Raw genomic sequence first — 16,922 nt, 5'->3', positions numbered from 1 at the left:
TTTTACTCGTAAAACAAATCAGGCCGCAGAACCTCGCTGGTCAGCCCATCGCCGCAGGCGGTTCGAGAGGATGACGACGGGGGCGACGGCCAGGAGCAGCGCGAGCGCGGCGTACCCGTGGGCGAGCGTCGCGGCGGTGGCCACGCCGGCCACCAGGAGCGGGCCGCCCGCGTCGCCGAGCTCGCGCCCGAGCTCGGCCGTCCCCATCGTCTGCCCCAGCCGTTCCCGCGGCGTCGAGGCGGCCAGCGCCGCGAAGCCGAGCGGGGTGATCAGCCCCGTGCCCGCGCCGATCAGCACAGCCGGAACCAGCAGCCCGGCCAGGCCCGGCAGCAGGGCGCAGGCCAGCCCGGCGGCGGCGACGGCCAGGCCCAGGCCGAGCCCCGAACGGGTGGTGATCCGGCCCGCGTCGAAGGCCCGGCCGGCGGCCGGCTGGACCACGGCGGCGCAGGCGGCCAGGACCGACACCGTGGCGCCGGTGGCCACCGGGCCCAGACCGGCGGCGGCGCCGGAGACCGGCAGGAAGCCGACGCCCACCGACAGCGCGGCCGTGGCGGCGGCCAGGGCGGCCGTCGGCTGCCAGAAGGCCCGCTCGGCCAGCCGCCGTCCCAGGTCCAGCACGGTCTGCCGGGTCTTGGGCAGCGGCGGCACGGCCGGCACCGCCGTCGCGGCCCACGCCGCCACGGCCACGGCGAGCACCGCCATCACCGCGAACAGCAGCCGCAGCCCGCCGGCCCACACCAGCACGCCGCCGAGCAGCGGGCCTGACGTGTAGCCGAGGCTCTTCCAGAAGCCGTAACCGCCGAACGCCCGGCCGTGCCTGGCCGCCGGGCTGAGCCGGGCGACCAGGGCGGAGGCCGACGGGGAGAACGCCGAGGCGGCGGCCCCCTGGCCGAGCCTGGCCGCCCACAGCCAGCCGGAGCTGTCGGCGACGGCGTAAAGGGCGGAGGCCGCCGCGAAGGCGATCAGGCCGCCGAGCAGCACCGGGCGAGCGCCGATCCGGTCGGCCAGGGTGCCGAAGAGGGGCTTGAGCAGGACCTCCGCGCCGTCGTAGAGCGCCAGCAGCCCGCCGAGCACCAGCAGCGAGGTGACCGCCTCCGAGGATTGGCCGCCCAGGCTCGCCGCGACGCCGTGCGCGCCGAACGCCGTGGTGAACCCGGCCGCGTAGAGCGGCCACAATTGCCGGCGTCCCGGGTTCTCGTCAGCGGACTTGCGATCGGCCGCCTCGACCACAGCACCTCACTTTCGCCGCCTCGCTCTTCTCCGCTCAGGTTTCAGCCGTCAGGACATTTCGCACCCCTGCCGGGCCTGCGTCAAGTGTGGGGTGATCCCAGCCCGGACCCGACGCTTTCGGGTGCTCCTGGCGTCTGGTCGAGGTCGGCGCAAGGTGGCAGGCCCGAGCAGGCGGCGAGCACGGCCCGCAGCGCGTCCGGGTCAGGCTCCAGGTACGACAGGTCGGGGGTGGCCGGGGGGCGGATCGATGGTTTGGAGGTGCCCGGGGGTCAGGGGGCGGGCTCTTTGACGGGCTCGCCGAGCGAGAGCATGAGCCGGTTGGCCCAGTTGAAGAAGGCGGCGGCGTGGATGACGTCGCTGATGGCCAGGTCGTCGAGCCCGGCGACGCGCAGCGCCTCGATGTGGGCGGCGTCGAACTCCTCCGGGGTCGCGGTCAGCGCCACCGAGGCGTCGGTGATCGCCTGCCACCTGCCGTCCTGCGGCGCGTGCACCCCCTCGTCGAGCAGCCGCTGCACGTCCGGGCCGCGCTTGGAGTAGTGGGCCGCGAAGCGCGCGTGCACCGAGGCGCAGTAGACGCAGCCGTTGCGCCGCGAGGTGGCCGTCGCCGCCAGCTCGCGCTCGGCGCGCGGCAGCCCGCCGTCGGTGTTGTGGAAGATGTCGTTGTCGGTGTTGGTCCTGGCGTGCAGGATCGCGGGATCGCGGGCCAGCAGCAGGAAGTACGGCGACTTGGCGCGGGCCTTGTCCACCAGCGCCTCGTAGTGCTCGTCGGTCAGCTCCTCCGTGGTCAGCGGCGCCAGCCACGGCTCCCAGCCGAGCCGATCCTGGGTGAAGGCGAGCTGCGCCCGCTCGGAGCCGGTCATGAGGCGAGTCCCTTCTGCAGGTGACGCAGCCCGGCGGCCACGCGGATCTGGAACGTGAGGAAGGCCACGAGCTGCGACAGCGTCACGATTCCGGTGGCGCTCCAGCCCGCGCCGGCCAGCGCGTCCAGTGACTCCCGCCCGGCCTCGCGCGGCCGGAACACCAGCAGGTGAGCGTGCTCGAACGCGGCGGCGAGCCGTACCCCGACCTCCTCAGGCCGCTGCACCCGGTAACGCAGCCCCTCGTCGCTTTCCAGCGACAGCGGGCCTTCGCCCGGATAGACCCCGTACGGCCCGGTCGTCCCGCCGGCCTCGACCTCGGCCTCCACGACCGCCAGCAGGCCGGGGGCGAGCTCGGCCAGCCGGTCGGCGTAGAAGCGGGTCGCGGCGGGGTCGTGGTGCAGCCCGGCCACGAACGCGGCGATCGCGTCGCGCTCGACCAGCGTGACCTCGTCCTCCGCCCACGGGCTGAACAGCGCGTCGTAGCTGCGCTGGGCGTGCTCGCGGGCGGCGGGCCGCCTGCCGCGCAGCAGGTCGAGTGGCGAGCCGGGTTGGATGCCCGCCAGGTGGTCGATGACATCAGTGATCACGTCGAGCTCAATTCTGTGGAGGGGACCCAGCCGAGCGCGGGCGCGACCTCGGTCGCCAGCAGCTCGATCGAGCGGAGGATGAGCGGGTGCGGCGGATCGACCGAGTGCGCCTGGAAGACCAGGTCGGTGACCCGGGAGAGAGTCGGATCGGCCCGCAGGCTCTCGATGACGTCCTGGGGGGTGCCCACGTGCACGTCGAACGCGGCGATGCGCCGGTCCAGGTCGCTGTCGGGCAGCTCGAACGGCAGCCGGCCCCGGCCGAGCCCGAGCTCGGCGTACCGCAGCGCCTCCGCCCTGCTGTCGGCCACGAACGCGGTCCGCGAGGCCATGATCCGCGGGGTCGTGCCGGGCGGCAGGTTCTCGTAGTAGGCGTCCACGATGGGCCGCTGGATCTGCGCGAGCGTGGCCTGCGGGTCGTCGGCGGGTCGCGGCTGCGTGCGCGACAGCATCAGCCCGTTGCCCGCCTTGCCCGCCCGCGTGCCGCCGCTGACCGAGAACGTCGCCTCCCAGACGGCCTCCAGCAGCCTGGGAGCGGGCGGGTAGAGCCGGTTGCCGCCGCCGAGCTCGCCGCCGGACCAGGCGTTGACCAGCGTCGCGAGGTGTTCGGCGTAGATGGCGGAGCGCTCGGCGCTGTCGTGGCCGAACGGGGCGAACGACGCGGGCGTCCCGCCGCTGCCCACGCCGACCTCCAGCCGGCCGCCGGTCAGCAGGTCGAGCACGGCGGTGTCCTCGGCCACCCGCACCGGCTGCTCCAGCGGCAGCGTGATGATGCCGGTGCCGAGCCTGATGCGGCTGGTCCGCGCGGCGACGTGGGCGAGGAACACCAGCGGCGCGGGCAGCCCGCCCTCGGCGCCGTCGAAGTGGTGCTGGGCGACCCAGGCCGTGTCGAAGCCGAGGGACTCGGCGTGCGCGATCTGCTCGGTGGCCAGCCGGTAGCGCTCTGCCGGTGCGACGTCGTCGAGCAGCCGGGTGAAGAAGCCGATCCTCATAGCGCCGGCTCCGGAATTGCGGCCAGGAGCTCTTCGGTGTGGTCGTGCCGGGGGCCGGTGCAGAGCCCCCGGGTCGTTCCTGCTTCCACGATGGTTCCCTTGTTCTTGGCGGAGGCGGTGTGGGGTCTGCCGCACCGCCGCCAGGTCGTACATGAGCGCGGCGGCACCACCCGATCGAGCGGGTCGCGCGCGGGCACGCCGGGCGCCTCGGTGACCCCCGCCCCGCGATGGTCACCGTTCCCGGCGTGGGCTCTTCGAAGCGCACCACGATCCTGGCCGTGGCGGTCTCGCCCGAGCTTGACGTGCTTGACCAGGCCACGGACCGTGATCGCGGGCCGGCCGGCCCGGCAAACCCAGCATAACCTACCTAAAGAGCATGAATTTGCCGGGCATGTCCCCTCGACGCCACCGTGCGCCACTCAGCGGGTCGACCGGTAGTCCGGGGAGCGGCGATGGACGTGCCGCGACTCGGCCCGACCGGGCGGGTCGGGACGGATGAGCGGCTCACCACGGGCGGGCGAGTCGGCGCGGGCGGGTGACTCGTCGTGGGCTGGCGGCTCGTTGGCGGCGGGCGGCTCGGTCGAGGCCGGTTCAGTGGAAGCCGGTGGCCCGGTGGAAGCGACGATGTCGCCGAGGGTGATCTCGCCGAGCAGGGCGTCCTCGTGGTCGCGGAGCTGGGCCCAGATGGCGGCCAGCGGCGCGGCGGCCTTGGGGAAGGGCCGGGCGGCCTGCTCGACCCCCTCGGTGACGCGGATCACGTCGGCGAGCGCGATCTCCTTGGCCGGCCGGGCGAGCCAGTAACCGCCTTCGGGGCCGCGCTGGCTGTGGATGAGCCCGGCGCGGCGCAGCTGGAGAAGGATGTTGTCGCAGAAGCGGCGCGGAATCTCCTGCGAGTCGGCGATCCACTCGGCGTGCACCGGGCCGTCGGCCTCGGCCAGAGCCAGCATGGCGCCAAGGGCGTACTGGGTGCGGGCAGAGATTCTCATAGGCGTGTGAGCGCCACGAGCCCGGCTCCCATGGGAGACCGGGCCCGGCGGCGCGGGGGCCTCAGGCGGAGGCCGTCTCCTCCTCCTCGGTAGCCTTACGCCGCAGCTCCAGCTCCAGCGCCTCGACCGACTCGTTGGCCTTGTCCCGGCGGTATTCACGCACCGAGTAGGCGATGGCGGCCGCCCAGATGGCGGCGATGACCAGATACGCGATCGTCTGGACGGCACCGGAGGCGTCGATCCAGTCGCTGCGCAGCAGGGTGCGCACGTTGGTGAGGACGATGACGCCGCCCACGGCCGAGCCGAGGATGCGCGGCGGGATGTGCCGCACCAGCCAGGCCGCGATCGGCGCGGCGATGACGCCGCCGAGCAGCAGCACGGCCACCCAGGCGAAGTCGATGTTCTCGGAGCCGATGCCGATGAAGAAGCCGATGCTGGCGGCGATCGCGACCAGGAACTCGCTCGCGTCGATGGAGCCGATCACCTTGCGCGGGGCCAGGCGGCCGCTGGCCAGGATGGCGGGCGTGCCGACAGGACCCCAGCCGCCACCGCCGGTCGCGTCCACGAAGCCGGCCAGCAGGCCGAGCGGCGCGAGGAAGCGCCTGCGCAACGGCTTGCCCAGGTTGCCGCGCGGCAGGCCGAAGGCGGTGAAACGGATCAGGATGTACACGCCGAGTGACAGCAGGATGATCGACATGACCGGCGCGGCGATCTCGGTCGACAAGCTGGACAGGAACGTGGCCCCGGCGAACGCGCCGACGGCTCCCGGGATGCCGATCTTGGCGACGACCTTCCAGTCGACGTTGCCGAAGCGCCAGTGGGAGATTCCCGAGGCGAGCGTGGTGCCGATCTCGGCCAGGTGCACCGTGGCGGAGGCGGCCGCCGCGTTGGTGCCGATGGCCAGCAGAAGAGTGGTCGACGTGACGCCATAGGCCATGCCCAGGCTGCCGTCGACGAGCTGGGCTGCAAAACCGACCAGCCCGAGCAGGATGAGCGCTCGCACAACCGCCCCTTTCCTATCATTCCTACTGTACAAGTAGGGATAGCTTTTATCAGGTTCAAGATCTAGTCAAGTCCTAATTCCTACTCTTCCGATCAGATTTCCTGCGGGAGCGCTCTCCGCGCGTATGCCCGCACGTCGGCGTCGGGGTCGGTGCAGGCTTCCCTGAGCGCCGCGGCCACCGCGGGAGCCGGTCGCCTCTGAAGCGGATGAACTCCAGGTCGACCGGCCGGCCGTCGGCCAGGTGGGTGAGCCGCTCGACCATGAGCAGCGCGGCGGCGCGCGGCGCTTCGAGCGCCGCGGCGGTGTGGGTGTCGGCGTTGACCGCCTCAAGGGTGAGCTCGGCCGTCCCGAGCGGCTGGCCGGCGATCCGCTCCAGCAGCACGAAGATGTCGTTGTGCTCCAGGTCGGCGTCGAACAGCGGCTCGCCGACGTCGCGCACCAGATAGGTCAGGTCCAGCGAGAGCGGCAGGCCGTTGAGCCGGCGCAGCCGTTCAAGATAGACGACCTGCTCGCCGGCCGAAAGCCCGAGCCGATGGCTGACCGCGGCGGGCGGCTCGATCAGGCTCATCGTCCTGACCTGGTTGGTCACCTCACCGTGCTCGTGCAGGGTCTCCGCCAGGCCGAGCAGCCGGTGCAGGCCGTGCGGGTACTTCTCCCTGGCCACCGTGGTGCCCACGCCCGGGCACCGCTCGACCAGCCCTTCCTCGCGCAGCAGGCCCAGCGCCTCGCGCACGGTGTTGCGGGAGGCGCCGAACTCGCGGGCGAGCGCCGCCTCCAGCGGGAGCCGGCCGTGCGGGAAGTGCCCCTGGACGATCTGCCTTCTCAGCAGGTCGGCCACCTGCCGGGCCCGATCGGCCCGGCGTCGTGTGGCCATCACGCGTCCCACTGCCGCCCTCCCGGGGTGCTCGTCGGGCCGCTGCCTCCGGAAAAAGGGAAGATCCGCCACCCTGCGGGCGCTGCCTACACCCATGCGCCGGCCAGCAGCTCGAAGGAGCGCACGCGGTCGGCGTGGTCGTGGGTGATGGTGGTGACGAGCAGCTCGTCGGCGCCCGTGACGCGCTGGAGCACGCGCAGGCGATCGGCCACCGTCTGCGGCGAGCCGGCGAACTGGGTGTCCAGCCGGTCGGCGACCAGCGCCCGGTCCTGCTCGCTCCACACGTGCGCGTCGGCCTCCTCCGGGCTCGGGTACGGGATCGCGCCCCGGCCGCTGCGGATGCTGCGTACCCACAGCCCGTACGGCTTGGCCAGCTCGGCCGCCGCCGCGTCGTCGTCCGCCACGACCACGTCCGCCGAGACGACGACGTACGGCTCCGCCAGCACCTCGGACGGCTTGAACGCCTCCCGGTAGGCCGCCACCGCCTCCAGCACGCTCGACGGGCTGACGTGGTAGTTCGCCGCGAACGGCAGCCCGCGCTCGCCCGCCACCTGGGCGCTCTGGCCGCCGCTGCTGCCGAGCACCCACAGCTCGATGTCGGCGCCCTCGCCCGGCACGGCGTGCGCGGTCAGGCCGTCCGGCGAGGTGTAGGTGCCGCGCAGGAAGGCGATGATCTCGTCCACCTGGTCGGCGAAGTCGGGCGCCTGCGCGCCCGGCTGCTGCAGCAGCGACGCCTGGAAGGCCAGCTCGGGAACCTTGACGAGCTGGGACCAGTCGAACGGCGGCGGGATGAGCAGCCCGTCCACGACGCGTGACCCGGTGACGCCCGCGGCCGGCGGGGCCCCGTCGTTCGCGGCGGCCTTGGCCTTCAGCTCGGCCCGGCGCTGGCCGGAGCGGCCGAGCCCCAGGTCGATCCGGCCCGGGTGCAGCGCGTCGATGAGGCCGAACTGCTCGACCACCGCCAGCGGCGTCTGGTGCCCGAGCTGGACGGCCCCCGACCCCACCCTGATCCGGCCGGTGGCCGCCGCCACCAGGGCGATGAGGATCGCGGGCGCCGAGCTGGCCACCCCGGCCGCGAAGTGGTGCTCGGCCAGCCAGTAGCGCCGGTAGCCGAGCTCGTCGGCGCGCCGCGCGAGGTCGATCGTGTTGCGCAGCGCGTCGCCCGCGCTGCCTCCCGACGGGATCGGCGCCAGGTCGAGGATGGACAGGGGTACGGTCATGACAGCCCTCCGGGGAACGGCCTGCTGGGGATCTCCTTGCGCAGCGCGGGCGCGATCTCCGCCTGGAACAACTCCAGCGCGGCCCTGTGCTGCCCGTCCGTGAGGCCGTCGGCGTCGGCGTGCAGGTGCATCACCTCGTGCCCGAACCTTTCGTGATATCTGAGCACCTTGTCGATGATCTGCTGCGGACTGCCGACAAGGATGGAGCTGCGGTCGATGGCGTCCTCAAGGGAGTGGAAGACCGGCGGCACGCCGTACCTCTTGAAGGTTTCGAGCCGGGCCTGGAAGATCGGCCGGTACGTCTCGATCGCCTCCTGCGAGGTCCTGGCCGCGTAGTATCCGGCGCTGCCCGCCCCGACCAGCGCGTCGGCGGGATCGTGCCCGTAGTGGGCCCAGCGTTCCCGGTAGTACGCGATCAGCTCGGCGTAGGGCTCGATGGGGTTGGTGACGTTCGCGGAGAAGAGCGGGTCGCCGAAGCGCGCGGCCAGGTCCACCGACTCCTTGCTGGTGGCGCTGCCGTGCCAGACGCGGATCGGCTGCTGCAGCGGCCTCGGCCAGGTCTCCGCGTCCGTCAGCGACGGGCGGAAGCTCCCCTCCCAGGTCACCTTGTCCTCGCGCCAGAGCCTGCGGAACAGCTCGTAGCCCTCGCGGTTGCGCTCCCACTGGTCGTCTGCGGTGACGTGGAAGAGCTGGGCCTGGGCGGCGCCGTTGCCCTTGCCGATGATCAGTTCGAGGCGGCCGTCCGACAGGTGGTCGAGGGTGGCGTAGTCCTCGTAGGCCCGTACGGGGTCCAGGAGGCTGAGCGTGGTGACGGCGGTGAACAGGCGGATGCGGGAGGTCCTGGCGGCGATGTGGCTGAGCACCACGGGCGGGGAGGAGGAGATGAACGGCCGCTCGTGCCGCTCCCCCACGCCGAAGCCGTCGAAGCCGAGCTCCTCGGCCAGGACCGCGTTGTCGACGACCTCGCGGAAGCGCTCGTTGGTGGACTTGCGACCGTCGTGCACGATCAACGTGATGGCAAGAAATTTCACGCTATATCAGCTTTCTGTACGGCGTAACGGCTGGCTGGGCGGGGCAGGCCCAGGTGCCCGCGCAGGGTGGTGGCCTCGTACCGGCTTCTGAAGGCGCCGCGTTCCCGCAGCGCGGGGACCAGGCCGCGGGTGATCCCCTCCAGGTCGATCGGCACCGCGCCGGGCCGCAGCCGGTAGCCCTCGATCCCGGCCGTCCGCCAGTCGAGCAGCAGGTCCGCCAGCTCGTCCGCGGTGCCGGCGAACACGTACGCGTCCGAGGTGAGCTCCGCGCCGGCCAGCTCGTCGAGCTTGGCCTTGCGCCCGGCGGCGTCGTCGCCGACGAACACCAGCAGGTCGGCGAAGACCTTCAGCGGTCCCCGCCGCACGCTCTCGACCTGCCGGACGATGGCCGCCGCGCCGTCCCGGTCGTGCGGGGTCACGAAGACGACGTCGGCGGAGCCGGCGGGCAGCTCGTACGGCACCGGCGACGCCCCGTGGTCGAGCACCGCGACGACCGGCTGCCCCTGCGGCGGCCGTGGCGTGATCGAGGGCCCCTTGACCGAGAACCGGTCCCCCGCGAAGTCGATGTAGTGCAGCCGGTCCCGGTCGATGAACCGCCCGGTGGCCACGTCCCTGATCTCGGCGTCATCCTCCCAGCTGTCCCACAGCCGCCTGGCCACCTCGACGGCGTCGGCCGCCTCGGCGAACAGCTCCGCCACCAGGTCCGCGCGCGCCGGATCGAGGACCGGCAGCTCCCTGCGGCCGAAGTGCGCGGCCTCCGTCCTGCGCCCCGACACCTGCACCCGCCAGCCCGCGCGCCCCGAGCTGACGTGATCCAGGGTCGCGATGCCGATCGCCACGTGGAACGGCTCGGTGTGCGTGGTCGTGGCGGTCGGCACCAGGCCGATGCGCGTGGTCAGCGGCGCGAGCGCGGCGGCGAGCAGCACGGCGTCGAACCGGCCGCGTACCTGGTCGGTGCGGTCGTCCGGGCCGTCGAGCAGCGTGGACTGCAGGCCGAGCGCGTCCTCTATGGTGACGAAGTCGAGCAGCCCGCGCTCGGCCTCGGCGACGAGCCCGGCCCAGTGCCGCGCGGTGAACAGCTCCCGCGCCTTGACCGCCGGGTCGCGCCAGGCCGCCGGATGCCAGCCCGCGCCGTCGAGGGCGACGGCCAGGTGCAGGTGATCGGCGCTCACGCGGCACCTCCCAGTCGCGCGTCCCGCGGGTCGGCGTCCAGCCCGAGATGGTCCCGGAGCGTGGGGCCGCCGTAGTCGGCGCGGTAGACGCCGCGCTCCTGCAGCAGCGGCACCACCTTGGCGGCGAAGTCGTCGAGCCCGCCGGGTGTCAGGTGCGGGACCAGGATGAACCCGTCGGCGGCGTCGGTGGCCACGAACTCCTCGATCTGCCTGGCCACGGTCTCGGGCGAGCCGACGAACGACTGGCGGCCGGTCATCTCGATGGCCAGCTCGCGGATGGTCAGGTCCTTCTCCTTCGCCACCTCCCGCCACCGCGCGGCCACCCCGAGCCGGTCGGCGACCTGGACCCGCCCCTGGGAGACGTCCTGCGCGCCTTCGGGCTCGACGTCGGGCAGCGGGCCTTCGGGGTCGTAGGCGGACATGTCCCTGCCCCAGATCTGCTCCAGGAAGGCGATCGCGGTCTGCGGGCCCACCTGGAGCCGGCGGATCTCGGCGGCGTGCTCGGCCGCCTCGGCGTCGGTGTCGCCGAGCGCGAACGTCGCGGCCGGCATGATCTTGAGCTGGTGCGGCTGCCGCCCGTACTTCGCCAGGCGGCGCTTGACGTCGGTGTAGAAGGCCCGGCCCGCCTCCAGGGTGCCGTGCCGGGTGAAGATGACGTCGGCCGTGGCGGCGGCGAACTCCCTGCCCTCCTCCGAGTCGCCCGCCTGGATGATCACGGGCTGCCCCTGCGGGCTGCGCGGGACGTTGAAGCGGCCTTCGACGGTGAAGTGGCGGCCCTGGTGGCGGACGGCCGACACGGCGTCGGAGCGCAGGAACCGGCCGCTCTCCTGGTCGGCGAGCACGGCGTCGGCCCGCCAGGAGTCCCAGAGCGCGCGCGAGAGCCGGACGAACTCCTCCGCCCGCATGTAGCGCTCGGAACGGTCCAGGAAGCCGCCGCGGCGGAAGTTCTCGCCGGTGAAGGCGTCGGAGGTGGTGACCACGTTCCAGGCGGCCCGGCCCTGGCTGAGGTGGTCGAGGGTGGCCAGCCGCCGGGCCAGCTCGTACGGCTCGTTGAAGGTGGTGTTGACCGTGGCGGCCAGGCCGAGCCGGTCGGTGATCGCGGACAGCGCGGCCAGCACCGTCAGCGCCTCGGGCCGGCCGACCACGTCGAGGTCGTGGACGCGGCCCTTCAGCTCACGCAGCCGCAGCCCTTCGGCCAGGAAGAAGAAGTCGAACTTGGCGCGCTCGGCGGTGCGCGCCAGGTGCTGGAAGGAGGCGAAGTCGATCTGGCTTCTGGAGCGGGGATCGGCCCAGACGGTGGTGTTGTTCACGCCCGGGAAGTGAGCGGCCAGGTGCACCTGTTTCATGGAGTGCTCCTCGTGCGGTGGGGTGGGGTAGGTGCGGTCGGGTCAGCGGACGGCCTTGTGGTCCGGATCGGGCAGGCGGGGGACGGCCTCGACCAGCGCGCGGGTGTAGGGGTGGACCGGCTCGGTGAAGACCTGCTCCACGTCGCCCTCCTCCACCACGGCGCCGTCCTTCATGACCAGGACGCGGTCGCTCAGGTGGTGCACGACGCCGAGATCGTGGCTGATGAACAGCAGGGCGGTCCCGTACTCGGCTTGGAGCTCCACGAGCAGGTCGAGCACCTGGGCCTGGATCGAGACGTCGAGCGCGGACACGGGCTCGTCGCAGACGAGCACGTCGGGACGGGGGCCGAGGGCCCGGGCGATGGCGACGCGCTGGCGCTGGCCGCCGGACAGCTCGCGCGGGTGGCGGGCGGCCACGCCGGAGGGCAGCCCGACGCGGGTCAGCAGGTCGAGCACGCGCTCCCTGCGCTCCTTGCGGGCGCCGCGGGGCAGTTCGAGCGGCTCGGCGACCAGGCGGCCGACGGTGTGGCGGGGGTCGAAGGAGTCGAGCGGGTTCTGGGAGATGAGCTGGATCCTGCGGCGCAGGGGGCGGCGCCGGCGTTCCGGCACGCCGCTCCACTGCCGCTGGTGCAGGCTCACCCGGCCGTCGCCGGGTTCGAGCAGGCCGAGGACCAGCCGGGCGAGCGTGGTCTTGCCCGAGCCGGACTCGCCGACGATGCCCAGGGTCTCGCCCTCGTGCAGGGTGAAGGAGACGTCGTCGACCACGCGGCGCGGGCCGTACGACCTGGTCAGGCCGCTGGCGGCGAGCACCTGCGCCGAGGGGTTCGGCGCGCGGCGCGCCAGGGGCGGCCCGCCCGACAGGCGGGTGCCGCGCGAGGCCGCCGAGGGCACGGCGGCCAGCAGCGAGCGGGTGTACTCGTGGGCGGGCGCGGCCAGGACCTGCCCGGCCGGGCCCTCCTCGACCGCGCGGCCGTCCCGCATGACGATGATGCGATCGGCGATCGAGGCGACCACCGCCAGGTCGTGGCTGATCAGCAGCAACGCGGTGCCCGCCGCCTTGCGCTCGGCGAGCAGCCGCAGGATCTGGGCCTGCACGGTCACGTCGAGCGCCGTGGTGGGCTCGTCGGCGATGATCAGCTCCGGCTCCGCCGCGATGGCCGAGGCGATCAGCACGCGCTGCCGCAGGCCGCCGGAGAGCTGGTGGGGGTGCTGCCGCGCGCGTACGTCCGGCTCCGGGACGCCGACGGCGTCCAGCAGCTCCAGCACCCGGTCCGCGCGACGGGCCCGCGGCACGACGTCGTGCACCGCCAGCACCTCCGCGATCTCGGCGCCCACGGTCCTGAGCGGGTCGAGCGAGACCAGCGCGTCCTGCAGCACGAGCCCGGCGAACCGGCCGCGCAGCTTGCGCCAGTCCCCAGGCCCGAACCCGCGCACGTCCCGGCCGCCCACGCTGAACCGCTCGGCGCGCACCTTGGAGCCCGGCCCGGCGAGGCCGAGCAGCGACCTGGCCGTGACGCTCTTGCCCGATCCGGACTCGCCGACGATCGCCACGCACTCCCCCGGCGCGACCGACAGCGACAGGCCGCGCACGACCTCGTTCGCGCCGAAGCTCACCCGCAGGTCCTCCACGCTCACGAGCGTCGTGACAGAGGGCGGGGCCGCGTACGTGGTCATGGGGTGCCCTTTCCGCCGGTCATGAGGTCCTTCCTTCGAAGCGGCGCTGCAGGCGGCGGCCGACGACCGTCAGGCAGACGACGGTCAGCGTGACGGCGACGCCCGGGAACAGCGCCTGCCACCAGGCCACCCGCAGGTAGTTGCGGGCCTCGGAGAGCATCGCGCCCCACTCGGCGGCCGGCGGCTGCGGCCCCATGCCGAGGAAGCTGAGCCCGGAGGCGGCGATGACGGCCTGGCCGAGCCCGATCGTGGCCAGCACCGGGATCGGGCCGAGCACGTTGGGCAGGACGTGACCGGCGACGATCGCCACCCGCGACCGGCCGAACGTGACCGCCTGCTCGACGTATCCGGCATGCCGCACCACGAAGGTCTGGGCGCGGATCACCCGGGCGTAGTTCGGGAGCGCGGCGACGGCGATGGCGAAGATGACGTTCCCGGTGCCCGGGCCGGTGATCGCGATGACGAGCAGGGCGAGCAGCAGCTCGGGCAGCGTGGACAGGACGTCGAAGGAGCGGGCCAGGGCCTCGTCCAGCCATTTCGGCGACAGCCCGGCGGCCAGGCCGAGCAGCACGCCCGCGGCCACCGCCAGGGCGGTCGCGGTCACGCCGATGCTGAGCGAGTGGCGGGCGCCGTACACGACCCTGGACAGCACGTCGCGGCCCAGGTGGTCGCTGCCGAACCAGTGCGCGCCGTCCGGCGGGGCGAGCGCGCTGAGCGGGTCGGCGGCCAGCGGATCGACGCCGGTGAGCAGGCCGGGCACGGCGACGGCCAGGGCGAGCACGGCCAGGAAGGCGAAGGGGGCGAGCAGGCGCACCTCAGCCCCCGATCCGCGGGTCGATGGCGCGGTAGGCCACGTCGAGGAGCGTGCTGATGGCCACGTACACGATCGCGGACAGCAGGACGACGGCCATCACCACCGGCATGTCGCGGCCGGTGACCGCCTGCATGGCGACCTGCCCGAGCCCTGGCCGGCCGAACAGCACCTCGGTGATCACCGCCCCGCCGAGCAGCGTGCCGGTGAACCAGCCCGCGAGCGTGACGGCCGGGATCAGCGCGTGCCTGAGCGCGTGCCGGACCACCAGCATCCGCTCGCTCAGCCCGCGCGCCCGCGCGGTGACGGCGAACGGCTGCTCCAGCGCCCGTTCGAGGCCGCCGCGCAGCACCTGGCCGAGCACGCCCGCGATCGGCAGGCCCAGCGCGAGCGCGGGCAGCACGAGCGCCTGGGGTCCGGCGGCGCCGGAGACGGGGAACCAGCCCAGCGCGAACGAGAACACCGACAGCAGCACGAGCCCGATCAGGAACGGCGGCACCGAGACCGACACCAGCTCGGCGGCCGAGGCCGTGCCGCGCAGCCACCGGCCGCGGCCCGCGGTCACCGCCGCGATGATCCCGGCCAGCGCCACGCCGACCGCCGCGGCGGCGAGCGTGAGCTGGACGGTGGGCCCGATCTGGGTGGCCAGGATCTCGCCGACGCCGAGTTGCAGGTGGTAGGAGCGGCCGAGGTCGCCGTGCAGGAGCCGCCACAGGTAGGACAGGTACTGGACCACCTCGGGCCGGTCGAGCCCCCATTCCTCGATGATCCGCGCGCGGATCTCCGGGGTGTCGGCGCCGTCGCCGATCAGGATGTCGATGGTCTCGCCCGGGGCCAGGAGCAGCGCGATGTACGCCGTGCTGGCCGCCGCCCACAGCACGACCAGTCCCGTGAGCAGCCGTCTGACGACGATCATGTGCCGATCCGGACGTCGTACGCGTTGCGCGGGGTGCCCGAGCCCGGGTCGAAGCCAAGCCCCTGCACGCTCTTCTGCGCGGCGATCTGGTCGGCGGGCACGTAGATCGGCAGCACGATCGCCTTGTCCGTCACCGCCAACCGCTGGACCTTCGTGTAGAGCTCCTTCCGTTCGGCCTGGTCGGAGGTGGCCGTGGCCGCGGCGAGCCACTTCTCCATCTGCGGGTCGGAGTAGTGCGTGCGGTTGATGGCGCCCTTGCCGGGGAGCAGCAGGTTGAGCGCGGCGCCCGCGTCGGAGTCGCCGCGGGAGTTCTCGAAGAGCTCGTACTCGTTGTCGTCCAGCGCCTTCTGCGCCGTCCCCTGGTCGACGATCTTGACCTGGAAGTCGATCCCCGCGCTCTGCTTGACCTGCGCCTGGATGGCCTGGGCCAGGACGTCGCGGCGGTCCCTGATGAAGGCGGAGGCGGAGAGCGTGCGCACGGTCAGCCGCTTGCCGTCCTTGACCCGGAAGCCCTCGGCGTCGCGCTCCTTCCACCCGGCCTCGTCGAGCAGGGCGTTCGCCTTGGCCGGGTCGGTGCCGAACGTGCCTTCGAGCGTGGCGTCGTAGAACGGGCTGGCCTTGCCGACCACGCTCCACGCCCTGGTGGCGGTGCCCTGGTAGACGGCCTTGAGGACCGCGTCCAGGTCCGTCGCCGCGCGGAACGCCTCGCGTACGCGCTGGTCGTCGAAGGGGGCGTGGGAGGTGTTGAAGTAGTAGGTGAAGGCGGTGCCCGAGTTGAGCGCGCTCTGGTAGGTCAGGTTGGGGTCGCTCTTGATCAGCGCCGTCTCGGTGGCCGGGACGCCCTCGATGACCTGCACCTGGCCGGAGGTGAGCGCGCCGACGCGGACGGCGGCCTCCGGCAGGAACCGGTAGGTGAGCTGGGAGAGGTGGGCCGGGCCCTGGTGGCCGGCGCCCGCCGGCGGCCACTTGTAGGCGGGGTTGCGGCGGTAGCGGATCTCCTGGCCCTGCACGAACGCGTCCAGGATGAACGGCCCCGTGCCGACCAGGTCCGGGCCGCCGAACTTGAGGTCCTTGGCCGACTGCAGCGACTTCGGCGAGATCTGCCCGGCGTACGGGGAGGCCAGGAAGTCGAGGAAGAGCCCGTCGGGCTCGGTGAGCGTGATCTTGAGGGTGGTCGGCGACAGCACCTCCGCCTTGTCGAAGGACTTGAGCTGGATGGAGGCGACCGTCGGGTTGTAGCCCGGCTTGCGGAACTGGTCGAGGTTGGCCTTGACCGCGGCGGCGTCGAACTTGGTGCCGTCGTGGAAGGTCACGTCGTCGCGTAGCTCCAGCGTGTAGACCAGCTCGTCCTCCGACACCTGCCACGACTTGGCCAGCCAGGGCTGGAAGGAACCGTCGGCGGTGCGCGAGAGCAGCGCGTCGAACTGGTTGAACACGAGCAGCCTGACCTTGTTCTGGGCCCACTGCTGCGGGTTCAGGGTGATCGGCTGCGTTTCGATGGCCCAGGTCAGGGAGGTGACCTGGGCTTGCTGGACGGGTTGCTGAGAGCCACAGGCGGTCAGGGCGACGACGAGTACTAGGGGCGCGATGCCCTTGGTTCGCTTCACGGGCCATCCTTGGGACCAGAGCCATTTACCTACCTAAAAAGTAGGTAATACATGAATAGCTGTCAACGGCCTTCACGCGGCGAATTTCTAGAACCGCTGGAGGACGAGCGCCGCGGGGCGGTCCGCGGACAGGGCCCCCTGCAGCGTGTTGAGCTGCACCCGCGCCCGCCGGTACGACGAGGAGATCCAGCGGATGCTCACCTCGCCCAGCTCGGTCAGCCCGTCGAACGCGCTGCCCCGATAGAAGTCCTGGGTGGTGGTGGCGCGCAGGTCGAAGCGGATCTGCCGGTCGGCCGCCGGGTTGACGGCGCCCTTGAAGCCCGTCGCGGGGTGCAGGTAGGAGAACTGGTCGAACGTCAGACTGAAGGGGCAGGGCGTGCCCGGCCGCACGAGGGTGAAGAGCCTGGCGCCCACCCCCTTCAGGTAGGAGTGGTAGTCCACCCGGGGATAGACGGGGATGGGGGTGACCGCGCCGGCGTCGGCGTCGGACTGCCCGGGGCGGAGCCCGGCAGCGGCGCGGTCTCCTGCACCGGCACGACGTCCTGCGCCTCCGGGAGGAAGACCGTCCCGAGGCGTTCCTGCAGACGTGACGTCCGTGGCATGTGCTCACTCCTCT

The 16,922-nt window shown here is 72.8% G+C and carries 16 protein-coding genes; all 16 read right to left on the bottom strand.

Going from position 1 to position 16,922, the window contains the following annotated elements; all coding sequences use genetic code 11:
- Window positions 1–18 precede the first annotated feature (18 nt).
- The 16 genes from ETD85_RS11440 to ETD85_RS11365 all read right to left on the bottom strand — a co-directional run bounded on the left by ETD85_RS11440 (window position 19) and on the right by ETD85_RS11365 (window position 16,747).
- Window positions 19–1,230, bottom strand: a complete 1,212-nt coding sequence (locus ETD85_RS11440) for an MFS transporter (protein ID WP_206058245.1) — start codon at window positions 1,228–1,230, stop codon at window positions 19–21.
- A gap of 269 nt (window positions 1,231–1,499) precedes the next feature.
- Window positions 1,500–2,090, bottom strand: coding sequence for an alkylhydroperoxidase domain protein (locus ETD85_RS65655; protein WP_138689629.1), 591 nt, complete (start codon window positions 2,088–2,090; stop codon window positions 1,500–1,502).
- On the bottom strand, window positions 2,087–2,677 hold the full coding sequence (locus ETD85_RS65650) for a CMD domain protein (RefSeq protein ID WP_138689628.1): 591 nt from the start codon (window positions 2,675–2,677) through the stop codon (window positions 2,087–2,089). The genes ETD85_RS65655 and ETD85_RS65650 overlap by 4 nt, the downstream gene beginning before the upstream one ends.
- The gene (locus tag ETD85_RS11425) at window positions 2,674–3,666 is read right to left on the bottom strand and encodes a putative FMN-dependent luciferase-like monooxygenase (protein ID WP_138689627.1); all 993 of its coding nucleotides are present in this window, start codon (window positions 3,664–3,666) and stop codon (window positions 2,674–2,676) included. Before ETD85_RS11425 ends, ETD85_RS65650 begins: the two co-directional genes overlap by 4 nt.
- A gap of 419 nt (window positions 3,667–4,085) precedes the next feature.
- Window positions 4,086–4,652, bottom strand: a complete 567-nt coding sequence (locus tag ETD85_RS11420; protein ID WP_138689626.1) for an RrF2 family transcriptional regulator — start codon at window positions 4,650–4,652, stop codon at window positions 4,086–4,088.
- A gap of 61 nt (window positions 4,653–4,713) precedes the next feature.
- Window positions 4,714–5,655, bottom strand: a complete 942-nt coding sequence (locus ETD85_RS11415) for a sulfite exporter TauE/SafE family protein (RefSeq protein ID WP_138689625.1) — start codon at window positions 5,653–5,655, stop codon at window positions 4,714–4,716.
- A 73-nt stretch (window positions 5,656–5,728) separates the two neighbouring features.
- Window positions 5,729–6,529: a GntR family transcriptional regulator gene (locus tag ETD85_RS11410; RefSeq protein ID WP_138689624.1), complete on the bottom strand. Its 801-nt coding sequence runs from the start codon at window positions 6,527–6,529 to the stop codon at window positions 5,729–5,731.
- Window positions 6,530–6,615: 86 nt separating this feature from the next.
- The gene (locus ETD85_RS11405; protein WP_138689623.1) at window positions 6,616–7,749 is read right to left on the bottom strand and encodes an MsnO8 family LLM class oxidoreductase; all 1,134 of its coding nucleotides are present in this window, start codon (window positions 7,747–7,749) and stop codon (window positions 6,616–6,618) included.
- Complete coding sequence (locus ETD85_RS11400; protein ID WP_138689622.1) at window positions 7,746–8,780, bottom strand: LLM class flavin-dependent oxidoreductase; 1,035 nt, start codon at window positions 8,778–8,780, stop codon at window positions 7,746–7,748. The genes ETD85_RS11405 and ETD85_RS11400 overlap by 4 nt, the downstream gene beginning before the upstream one ends.
- Complete coding sequence (locus ETD85_RS11395; RefSeq protein ID WP_138689621.1) at window positions 8,777–9,952, bottom strand: LLM class flavin-dependent oxidoreductase; 1,176 nt, start codon at window positions 9,950–9,952, stop codon at window positions 8,777–8,779. Before ETD85_RS11395 ends, ETD85_RS11400 begins: the two co-directional genes overlap by 4 nt.
- Window positions 9,949–11,298: an NtaA/DmoA family FMN-dependent monooxygenase gene (locus ETD85_RS11390; RefSeq protein ID WP_138689620.1), complete on the bottom strand. Its 1,350-nt coding sequence runs from the start codon at window positions 11,296–11,298 to the stop codon at window positions 9,949–9,951. The genes ETD85_RS11395 and ETD85_RS11390 overlap by 4 nt, the downstream gene beginning before the upstream one ends.
- A gap of 42 nt (window positions 11,299–11,340) precedes the next feature.
- Window positions 11,341–12,972: a dipeptide ABC transporter ATP-binding protein gene (locus ETD85_RS11385; protein ID WP_138689619.1), complete on the bottom strand. Its 1,632-nt coding sequence runs from the start codon at window positions 12,970–12,972 to the stop codon at window positions 11,341–11,343.
- A 19-nt stretch (window positions 12,973–12,991) separates the two neighbouring features.
- A complete protein-coding gene (locus tag ETD85_RS11380; RefSeq protein ID WP_138689618.1) occupies window positions 12,992–13,786 on the bottom strand; it encodes an ABC transporter permease in 795 nt (264 codons plus the stop codon).
- Window position 13,787: 1 nt separating this feature from the next.
- Complete coding sequence (locus ETD85_RS11375) at window positions 13,788–14,699, bottom strand: ABC transporter permease (protein ID WP_138689617.1); 912 nt, start codon at window positions 14,697–14,699, stop codon at window positions 13,788–13,790.
- Complete coding sequence (locus ETD85_RS11370; protein WP_138689616.1) at window positions 14,696–16,306, bottom strand: ABC transporter substrate-binding protein; 1,611 nt, start codon at window positions 16,304–16,306, stop codon at window positions 14,696–14,698. The genes ETD85_RS11375 and ETD85_RS11370 overlap by 4 nt, the downstream gene beginning before the upstream one ends.
- An 87-nt stretch (window positions 16,307–16,393) precedes the next feature.
- On the bottom strand, window positions 16,394–16,747 hold the full coding sequence (locus ETD85_RS11365; protein ID WP_138689615.1) for a hypothetical protein: 354 nt from the start codon (window positions 16,745–16,747) through the stop codon (window positions 16,394–16,396).
- Between the last annotated feature and the right edge of the window lie 175 nt (window positions 16,748–16,922).

The organism is Nonomuraea zeae, assembly GCF_005889725.1.
Taxonomy (GTDB): Bacteria; Actinomycetota; Actinomycetes; order Streptosporangiales; family Streptosporangiaceae; genus Nonomuraea; species Nonomuraea zeae.
The sequence above is the reverse complement of the archived record's forward strand: the minus strand, read 5'-3'. Positions and strand labels throughout refer to the sequence as shown.

What these genes read in the sequence shown, in the direction of transcription:
- ETD85_RS11405 (WP_138689623.1), bottom strand. Translation starts at nt 7,749, where the DNA reads ATGACCGTACCCCTGTCCATCCTCGACCTGGCGCCGATCCCGTCGGGA.
- ETD85_RS65655 (WP_138689629.1), bottom strand. Translation starts at nt 2,090, where the DNA reads ATGACCGGCTCCGAGCGGGCGCAGCTCGCCTTCACCCAGGATCGGCTC.
- ETD85_RS11425 (WP_138689627.1), bottom strand. Translation starts at nt 3,666, where the DNA reads ATGAGGATCGGCTTCTTCACCCGGCTGCTCGACGACGTCGCACCGGCA.
- ETD85_RS11385 (WP_138689619.1), bottom strand. Translation starts at nt 12,972, where the DNA reads ATGACCACGTACGCGGCCCCGCCCTCTGTCACGACGCTCGTGAGCGTG.
- ETD85_RS11390 (WP_138689620.1), bottom strand. Translation starts at nt 11,298, where the DNA reads ATGAAACAGGTGCACCTGGCCGCTCACTTCCCGGGCGTGAACAACACC.
- ETD85_RS11375 (WP_138689617.1), bottom strand. Translation starts at nt 14,699, where the DNA reads ATGATCGTCGTCAGACGGCTGCTCACGGGACTGGTCGTGCTGTGGGCG.
- ETD85_RS11410 (WP_138689624.1), bottom strand. Translation starts at nt 6,529, where the DNA reads ATGGCCACACGACGCCGGGCCGATCGGGCCCGGCAGGTGGCCGACCTG.
- ETD85_RS11420 (WP_138689626.1), bottom strand. Translation starts at nt 4,652, where the DNA reads ATGAGAATCTCTGCCCGCACCCAGTACGCCCTTGGCGCCATGCTGGCT.